Origin of the sequence: Nocardioides sp. CPCC 206348, from assembly GCF_048654705.1 — a bacterium.
In the GTDB taxonomy this organism is placed as follows: domain Bacteria; phylum Actinomycetota; class Actinomycetes; order Propionibacteriales; family Nocardioidaceae; genus Nocardioides.
Map to the genome: position 1 here is coordinate 55,448 of NZ_JBMCZA010000168.1, position 3,463 is coordinate 58,910.

Here is a 3,463-nt window from a genome sequence, read left to right on the forward strand (position 1 = left end):
AGACTGCGTCCGGGTGGGCCGTTCTTCGGGATCTTCGCCCTCGGTGCCACCGCCACCGTGGCTCCCGGGCTGGTGAGCCTGTGGGGTGCGCTCGCCATCTGCGCGGGGACGGCTGTGTGGTGCATGGCGCTCGGGATGAGCGTGGGGACCACTGAGGACGCACACGACGAGGGCCTTGGCACGCTGCCTCCCGGCGCTGTCGTGCACGCCCTGCGCTACGCGCTGGCGACGGCTGCAGCCGGACTGGCCGGGACGGCCCTGGGCCTCGACCACGCCAACTGGGCGATGGCTGCGGCCGCCGTGCCGCTGGCGGTCGTCAGCGCGGGCGAGCCCGTGGAGCTGGCCGCGGTGGTCCATCGTGCCGTCCACCGCGTGGGCGGCACGCTCGTCGGGCTCATGGCCACGGCGCTGATCCTGCTGCTGGAGCCGAGCCCGACGCTGCTCGCGGCGGCCGTGATGGTGCTGTTGTTCCCCACCGAGCTCTTCATGAGCCGGCACTACGGCGTCGCGCTCGGCTTCTTCACGCCGCTGATCATGTTGATGACCGAACTGGCGGCTCCCTCCGAGCCCGTCACCATGCTGGTTGCCCGGGGCGTGGATACCGTGATCGGAGTGGCAGCCGGTGTCGCCGCTGCGGCGTTGGTCCGCGGCACCCGGGGCATCACCCAGGAGGACAGGAGCAGGCAATGGGCCGTGTGACTGCACGACGGAAGGTGCTGCGGATCCGCGACGGCGTCGTGGACCAGCGCCCCGACACCCTCGCTGCCGAGGAGCCGATGGAGATCCGGGTCGGTGGCCGGGCGCTCACGATCACGATGCGCACGCCGGGCGACGACTTCGACCTCGCCGTCGGCTTCCTGGTCAGCGAAGGCGTCGTGCGTACGACGTCCGACGTGCTCTCGGCCCGCTACTGCGCCGGCGCCACCGAGGACGGCACGAACACCTACAACGTGGTCGACGTCGGCCTCGACCCGTCCCTGCCGCCCCTGGACGCCTCGCTGGAGCGCAACTTCTACACGACCTCGTCCTGCGGGCTGTGCGGCAAGGCCAGCCTCGACGCCGTACGCACGGCGTCGACGTGGTCCGTCGCGGACGACCCGCTGCGGATCACGCCGGAGGCACTGGCGCAGCTGCCCGAACGCCTCCGTGAGGAGCAACGGGTCTTCGACCGCACGGGCGGCCTCCATGCGGCGGCCCTCTTCAGCGCCGACGGCGAGCTGCTCTGCCTGCGCGAGGACGTCGGCCGGCACAACGCCGTCGACAAGGTCATCGGGCACGCGGTGCGCAACGGGATGCTGCCGCTGCGCGAGACGATCCTGATGGTGAGCGGCCGGGCATCGTTCGAGCTGGTGCAGAAGGCCGTGATGGCCGGCATCCCGATGATGGCCGCGGTCTCGGCGCCCTCCTCCCTCGCGGTCGACCTCGCCGAGGAGAACGGCCTCACGCTGGTCGGCTTCCTGAGGGGTGCGTCGATGAACGTCTACTCCGCTGCGGAGCGGTTGCTGGTCGCCGAAACGGTGTGACCGGACGGGTCTGGTCAGGCCCGCAGGGCGCGTTGGACGGCCCGCGTCCTCGCGACGTCGACCAGTGCCTGCGCCAGCATCGACTCGGGACCGTGGCCGGCGAGCACGAGGCCGACGTGGAACGAGCGCTTCGGCGGCGGCAGCGGGATCAGCCGGGTGCGCTCCGGCACGCCGAAGTTCGGCACCCACGTGTGGGGTACGACGCTCGAGAGCCCCATCGACGTGACGTGGGCGTAGAGCGCCGACACCGTGTCGGTCTCGACGGTGATGCGTGCGTCGCGGCCGGTGTCGGCCAGGTAGCCGTCGATGATCCGGCGGTTCTGCATTTCACCGGTCAGCTGGCACAGCTGCGCGGTCGCCGCTTCGGCCCACGTGATGCTGGAGCGGTCGCCGTACTCGCCGTCGATGGGGGTGAGGAAGAGGTAGCGCTCCTGGTAGAGCGGCACGACCTTCACGCGGCCGAGGGGCTCGCCGTCGACGTACGTCATGCCGACGTCGATGTCGAAGTCGTTCAGGCGGGTGACGATCTCGCGTGACGACATCGACTCGAGGTGGAAGCGGACCAGCGGATGCTTCTCGTGCAGGGGAGTGGTCAGCAACGACGACACCGTGAGCGCGGTCGGGATCGCGCCGATCCGCAGGGTGCCGCTGAGGCCGCCGCGCATGGTGGTGAGTGTCTGGTCGAGCGACGCGCGTTCGGCAAGGATCCGCTTCGCCCAGCGCAGCACCTCCTCGCCCTCGGGGGTGAAGCCCTCGAACCGCTGGCCACGCTGCACGATCTGCACGCCGAGCTCGGACTCCAGCTTCCGGATACCGGCTGACAGTGCGGGTTGCGTGACGTGGCACTCCGCTGCGGCGCGTCCGAAGTGGCTCTCGCGCGACAAGGCGGCGAGGTACTCCAGGCGGCGCAGCAGCATGGGGCATCAATACCAGACCGCGTCACTAGGCTGGCCGACATGACGGCAACCTCCAGCACGAAGCGCCCGCCGCTGGTGGCCACCGCCGTACCTCGTCTGCTGGGTGCCCTCGCGGCCGGGTCCGCAGCCGGCGGCGCCGTTGCGGTCAGCGATCCCGAGGTCGGCGTGCTGACCGGCATCGTCGTCACCTGCACGGCCTATGTCGCCGTCGGATGGCTCGTCCTGTGGCCGATGGACGCCGACGCCACCCGGGTCAATGCCACCCATGAGGACCTGCGCCCCGTCGCCACCGAGCTCGTCGTCGGAGGCGCTGCGCTGTCCGGGCTGGGAGGCATCGTGATGCTGATGCTGGCGGGCGGGGACCACGCGGGTCGCGGACCGGCCGCGCTGGCGCTGGCCGGGGTCTTCATGGCCTGGGCGTCGCTGCACCTGATGTACGCGACCCGCTATGCGCACCTCTACTACGGCGGGACGCCGGGCGGCATCGACTTCAACTCCGAGGATCCGCCGGCCTTCCGGGAGTTCTTCTACTTCAGCTACAACCTCGGCATGACCTACCAGGTCTCCGACACCGCCGTCTCGAGCTCGCCGATCAGGGCGGTGGTGCTGCGGCACTGCCTGTTCTCGTACGTCTTCGGTGCCGCGATCCTCGCCACGACGATCAACCTCGTGGTCGGGATCGTCGCGAGCTGAGCTTCAGGCGTTCACCGCGACGTTCGCGGGGTAGTGGGCGGCGATCAGCTCGTCCACCGCGTCGGTCCAGGTACGACGACCTGCCGCCTCGCGCCCGGCGGTACCGAGCAACCCGCGGTGCGGGTCGGCGGCGACTGCCGTGACGGCCCGGGCGAGGTCGCGCGGGTCCGAGGCGTCGTACAGGACACCCGTCTCCAGGTGGGACACCACGTGGCGGGCACCGCCGGCACGCGGAGCAACGACGGGCACGCCCGCCGAGGCCGCTTCACGCAACGCGTGGCAGTCGGTCTCGTGCTCGCCGGGGTGCACCAGCAGGTCCAGCGTCGGCAC

General features: G+C 70.9%; 5 protein-coding genes. 3 read left to right on the forward strand and 2 right to left on the reverse strand.

The window, feature by feature from the left end:
- Together ACOADB_RS13425 and fdhD are read left to right on the forward strand one after the other, a co-directional pair.
- Positions 1 to 699 (forward strand): FUSC family protein (locus ACOADB_RS13425; protein ID WP_378599346.1); only part of this gene is annotated, 699 nt, incomplete at its 5' end.
- On the forward strand, positions 687 to 1,523 hold the full coding sequence (gene fdhD / locus ACOADB_RS13430) for a formate dehydrogenase accessory sulfurtransferase FdhD (RefSeq protein WP_378599349.1): 837 nt from the start codon (positions 687 to 689) through the stop codon (positions 1,521 to 1,523). The genes ACOADB_RS13425 and fdhD, both read left to right, overlap by 13 nt.
- A 14-nt stretch (positions 1,524 to 1,537) precedes the next feature.
- Here fdhD and ACOADB_RS13435 read toward each other — a convergent pair whose 3' ends face one another.
- Positions 1,538 to 2,440, reverse strand: a complete 903-nt coding sequence (locus ACOADB_RS13435; RefSeq protein WP_378599352.1) for a LysR family transcriptional regulator — start codon at positions 2,438 to 2,440, stop codon at positions 1,538 to 1,540.
- A gap of 39 nt (positions 2,441 to 2,479) precedes the next feature.
- Between ACOADB_RS13435 and ACOADB_RS13440 the strand changes: the two genes are divergently transcribed.
- The gene (locus ACOADB_RS13440) at positions 2,480 to 3,133 is read left to right on the forward strand and encodes a DUF1345 domain-containing protein (RefSeq protein WP_378599355.1); all 654 of its coding nucleotides are present in this window, start codon (positions 2,480 to 2,482) and stop codon (positions 3,131 to 3,133) included.
- 3 nt (positions 3,134 to 3,136) lie between these two features.
- Here the strand turns inward: ACOADB_RS13440 and ACOADB_RS13445 are convergent.
- Positions 3,137 to 3,463: glycosyltransferase (locus ACOADB_RS13445; RefSeq protein ID WP_378599358.1), on the reverse strand; the 327-nt coding region annotated here is incomplete at its 5' end.